We start from the raw sequence: 4,813 nt of genomic DNA, 5'->3' as shown, positions 1-4,813 counted from the left end.
ACGAGCTCGCCGCCCGCTTCGGCGTTTCCGGCCTCATCGTCGCCTCGGTCATCCCCGGCAGTCCCGCCGCGCGCCTGGGGCTGAAGGGGATTGACCGCAGCGGCGGACGCTTGGGCGACGTCATTACCCATGTCGCAGGCCAGCCCGTCGCCGGAATCGCCAATCTCGCCGCCCTGCTCGACCAAATCGGCATCGGCAAACCCGTCGATATCACCGTTCAACGCGACGGGCGCGTGCGCAACGAGCGGCTGATTATCGCCGATATCGCAGCGGCGGAGTGAGGGTGGGGCGAGGATAGAAAGTACGAGGGCGCTGCCCTCGTGCTCCCGCCCAAGGGGCTGCGGCCCCTTGGAGAACCCGGTTTCGGTTCGGAGAAAGCTCGTTGATCATCGGAGTGAGTCAGTAAAATAAATGGGATTACCAAGGGGCACGCCCCTTGGTTGGGGTTGTTAGGGGTGAAACCCCTAACCTACACCGGCCTCATCCCCGCTCCCGCGCCAACAGCTTCTTCTTGCGCTCGACGCCCCAGCGATAGCCGGAAATAGCGCCGCCTTCGCGCACCACCCGATGACACGGGACGGCAATGGCCAGCGGATTGGCGGCGCAGGCTCCGGCGACGGCGCGGGCGGCGGTGGGCTGGCCGATGGTGGCGGCGATTTCGGCATAGCTTGCGGTTTTACCCGCCGGGACCGCGCGCAAGGCCTGCCAGACGCGCTGTTGAAAGGCGGTGCCTTGAATATCGAGCGGCAGGGCGAGGCCCAGGGCGGGGGTTTCGATGAAGGCGACGACGGCGGCGACCGTGGTGCTGAAATCGTCTTCTGCCGGAACCAGCACCGCCTTCGGGAAACGGATGTGCAGATCGGCGATCAGATCCTCGGCCCCATCGCCCAGGGTGAGGCAGCACAGCCCCGTCACGGTCGCGGCGACCAGCACCTGCCCGAGCCAGCAGGGAGCGACGGCATAGTGAATGCGTAAATCTGTACCGCCCTGGCGGTAGCGCGTCGGGCTCATCCCCAGCATCCCCTCGGCGGCCTCGTAAAAACGCCCAGAGGAGCCGAACCCGGCGGCATAGACGGCTTCGGTCACGCTGCCTTCGCTTTGCAGCGCGGCCTGCACGCGGGTTCGGCGTTGGCTTTGGGCGTAGTGCTTGGGCGTGACGCCGGTGATTTCCTTGAACAGCCGGTGGAAGTGGAACGGGCTGAGATGCGCTTCCGCCGCCAGTTCTTCCAAATTCGGCAAGGTCTCGGAAGTTTCGAGCAGGCGGCAGGCGCGGGTGATCGCGGCGATGTGATGGGCTCTACTCGCAATCGCATCGGGGCGGCAGCGCTTGCAGGCGCGTAAACCGTCGGTCTGCGCCTCGGCGGTGCTGGCGTAGAAGCGCACATTCTGCCGCTTCGGCCCGCGCGAGGCGCAGCCGGGGCGGCAATAGACGCCGGTCGTCATCACGCCATACCAGAAAAGCCCGTCCTGGCTGGCATCACGCGCCAGGATTTGCGCGTAGCGCGCGTCATCGGGGGAAGGCGTGTCGGTCACGGGGGCAAAATCCGGTTGGATCGGGGTGATGTCGAGCATAGCAGCGTCTCTGATGAAGCGAAGCGGAATGCGCTGAGACTATGCGGGCCTGGCACGGGGGGCGTCCCGGTCCTTGCGCTCTTATTGACCCGGCCCCGCGCGGCCAAGGCTTGACAGAAAAGCGCGGCTCTCAGAAGGTCGGCGGTAGCAGGATTCCCCCTGCGCGTCAAAATTCGAAGTGAGTGACATGATTAGGATTACCCTTCCCGATAACAGTGTGCGGGAGTTCCCCGGTCCGGTCACGGGCGCGGCGGTGGCTGCCGACATCGGGGCGGGGCTGGCAAAGGCTGCCCTCGCCATCAAAATCAACGGCGAAGTGAAAGACCTAACTACGACTCTCACGACCGACACCAAGCTTGAAATCATCACGCTGAAGTCGCCGGAAGCGCTCGAACTCATCCGTCACGATTGCAGCCACATCATGGCGCAGGCGGTGCAGGAGCTTTTCCCTGGCACGCAAGTGACGTTCGGCCCGGCAACCGAAACGGGCTTCTACTACGATTTCCACCGCGCCGAGCCGTTTTCGACCGAAGACCTTGCGGGCATCGAAGCGCGCATGCGCGAGATCGTGAAGCGCAACCTGCCCTTTACCCGCGAAGTCTGGGGCCGCGATCAGGCGGTCGCCTATTTCACCGAAAAGGGCGAAAGCTTTAAGGCGGAATGGATCGGCGAAATCGATGCGGCGGAGGATATTTCCATCTACCGCCAGGGCGATGATTGGCTGGACCTGTGCTATGGCCCCCATTTGCCCGCCACGGGCAAAATTGGCCAAGCCTTCAAGCTGACCAAAGTCTCCGGCGCTTACTGGCGCGGCGATGCCAGCAAGGCGCAGCTTCAGCGCATCTATGGCACGGCGTGGCGGACCCAAGAAGAGCTGGACCAATATCTGTTCCAGCTTGCCGAAGCCGAAAAGCGCGATCACCGCAAGCTTGGCCGCGAGATGAACCTGTTTCATCAGCAAGAAGAAGCGGCGGGCATGGTGTTCTGGCACCCGAAGGGCTGGACCCTGTTCCGCACGCTGGAAAACTTCATTCGCGGGCGGCTGGACCTCAACGGCTATGTGGAGGTGAAAACCCCGCAGTTGGTCGATAGCTCGCTGTTCAAAGCCTCCGGCCACTGGGACATGTACGGCGATAATATGTTCAAGGTCGAAGTCGATGCGGGCGAGCGCCTGTTCGGCATTAAACCGATGAACTGCCCCGCGCATGTGCAGGTGTTCCGGCAAGGGCTGAAGTCTTATCGGGACCTTCCGATCCGCATGGCCGAATTCGGCGCGTGCCATCGCAATGAATCCTCGGGCTCCTTGCACGGCATTATGCGCGTGCGCGCCTTTACCCAGGATGATGCGCATATCTTCTGCCGGGAAGACCAGATCACCTCGGAATCGCTCGACTATTGTAAGCTGCAACTGGGCGTGTACCGCGATCTCGGCTTCGGGCTCGATCAGGTCAGCGTGAAGCTGGCCCTGCGCCCCGATGTCCGCGCCGGGACCGATGAAACCTGGGACCGGGCCGAACAAGGCCTGCGCGACGCGCTGAATGCCGCCGGGCTGCCCTTCGAAGAACTGCCGAACGAAGGCGCTTTCTACGGCCCGAAGGTGGAATTCCACCTGACCGATGCCATCGGCCGGACGTGGCAATGCGGCACCTTGCAGCTTGATTTCGTGCTGCCGGAGCGCCTTGATGCCTCCTATATCGGCGAAGATAGCGCCCGCCACCGCCCCGTCATGCTGCATCGGGCGATTTTGGGCAGCCTGGAGCGCTTCATCGGCATTCTCATCGAACATTATGCGGGCAAGCTGCCGCTGTGGCTCGCCCCGCTGCAAGTGGTGGTCGCCAATATCACCAGCGATGCCGAAGTTTACGCGCAAGAGGTGCTCGCCGCCTGCAAAGCCGCCGGTTTGCGGGCGGAAATCGACACGCGCAATGAAAAAATCAACTACAAGGTTCGCGAGCATTCGCTGGCAAAAGTGCCGGTAATGCTGGTTGTGGGCCGCCGCGAAGCCGAGAATCGCACCGTCGCCATCCGCCGGATGGACGGGGATGCGCAGGAAGTGCTTGATCTTGCGGTAGCCCTGACTAGATTAGGGGAAGAAGCGAAGGTCCCGGCGGCATAGCCCCGGGACTCTCTTCGTCTTTGTTTATCGTTGGCGTTCAATAGGAGTGAGCCATAGCTAGGATCCCACAAGACATGGTGCCGACCCGCGACGGGCCCCGCATCAATCACGAGATTACTTCGATGCAGGTCCGCCTGGTCGGGGCGGACGGCGAAATGGTCGGTATTGTTTCGCTGCGTGAAGCGCTGGAACGGGCCGAAGATGAAGGGATGGACTTGGTTGAAGTCGCAGCCCAAGCCATTCCGCCTGTCTGTAAGATTCTCGACTACGGTAAGTTCAATTTCGAAGAGCAGAAGCGTAAGGCCGAAGCTCGGAAGAAGCAAAAAATCATCGAAGTGAAGGAAATCAAACTTCGCCCGATGATCGATGACAATGATTATGCCGTTAAAATGCGGGCCATGATTAAGTTCATCAATGAAGGGGACAAGGTTAAAGTCACCCTGCGCTTCCGGGGCCGCGAGCTGGCCCACCAAGAATTGGGCATGCAAGTGCTGGTCCGCGTTCGCGACGATCTCGATGAGATTGCGAAAGTGGAACAGATGCCCAAGATGGAAGGCCGACAGATGATTATGGTAATGGCGCCCCGTTAGGCGCCATTTCTCGATGCTTACCGCCTACGGAATCGTCGATACCCGGCTGACCCCGCTCCCCGCCCTGCCCGCCGAGGCGGGGGCGGTCCGATGGATTGATTTACACAGTCCCACCGTCGACGAAGAAAAAGCCGCCGAGGCACTGCTGGGTATCGAAATTCCGACCGCCGAAGACCGCCGCCCGGTCGAAGAATCGGCGCGGCTCTATCGGGAAAATGGGGCCTTGGTGATGACCGCCGTCATCATTACCGGCGTGGCTGAAGGCCGGCCCTTGCGCACCCAAATCACCTTCGTCATGACGGCCACAACGCTGGTCAGCGTTCGCCGGGTCGATCCGCTCCCCTTCCGCACCTTCGTTGCCCGCGTCTGCACCCTGCCGCCCGAGGATACCATCCCGGAAGCCCTGCTGGTTGGGTTGCTGGAGGCGATTTTGGAGCGCGCGGCCGATGTACTGGAGCGGGTGGCGGCTGATCTCAACGAAGTCTCTCTGCGGCTGTTCTTCAAAGACACCGACCACAAGAAATCAGATGAGCAA

At 62.0% G+C, this 4,813-nt stretch carries 5 protein-coding genes; 4 read left to right on the top strand and 1 reads right to left on the bottom strand.

Going from position 1 to position 4,813, the window contains the following annotated elements; translation table 11 throughout:
• The coding region (locus tag ACIQ36_RS18310) for a PDZ domain-containing protein (protein WP_395832001.1) at positions 1-281 on the top strand (281 nt) is incomplete at its 5' end.
• Positions 282-480: 199 nt separating this feature from the next.
• Here ACIQ36_RS18310 and ada read toward each other — a convergent pair.
• A complete protein-coding gene (ada, locus tag ACIQ36_RS18305) occupies positions 481-1,572 on the bottom strand; it encodes a bifunctional DNA-binding transcriptional regulator/O6-methylguanine-DNA methyltransferase Ada (protein WP_395831999.1) in 1,092 nt (363 codons plus the stop codon).
• Between the two features lie 187 nt (positions 1,573-1,759).
• Between ada and thrS the strand changes: the two genes are divergently transcribed.
• The 3 genes from thrS to ACIQ36_RS18290 all read left to right on the top strand — a co-directional run.
• Positions 1,760-3,688 carry a threonine--tRNA ligase gene (thrS, locus tag ACIQ36_RS18300; protein ID WP_395831997.1) on the top strand — a complete coding sequence of 643 codons (1,929 nt, stop codon included), beginning with the start codon at positions 1,760-1,762 and terminating at the stop codon, positions 3,686-3,688.
• Positions 3,689-3,762: 74 nt separating this feature from the next.
• A complete protein-coding gene (gene infC, locus ACIQ36_RS18295) occupies positions 3,763-4,278 on the top strand; it encodes a translation initiation factor IF-3 (RefSeq protein ID WP_395831995.1) in 516 nt (171 codons plus the stop codon).
• Positions 4,279-4,291: 13 nt separating this feature from the next.
• Positions 4,292-4,813: CorA family divalent cation transporter (locus ACIQ36_RS18290; RefSeq protein WP_395831993.1), on the top strand; the 522-nt coding region annotated here is incomplete at its 3' end.

It is taken from the genome of Elstera sp. (genome assembly GCF_044372965.1).
In the GTDB taxonomy this organism is placed as follows: domain Bacteria; phylum Pseudomonadota; class Alphaproteobacteria; order Elsterales; family Elsteraceae; genus Elstera.
The sequence above is the reverse complement of the archived record's forward strand: the minus strand, read 5'-3'. Positions and strand labels throughout refer to the sequence as shown.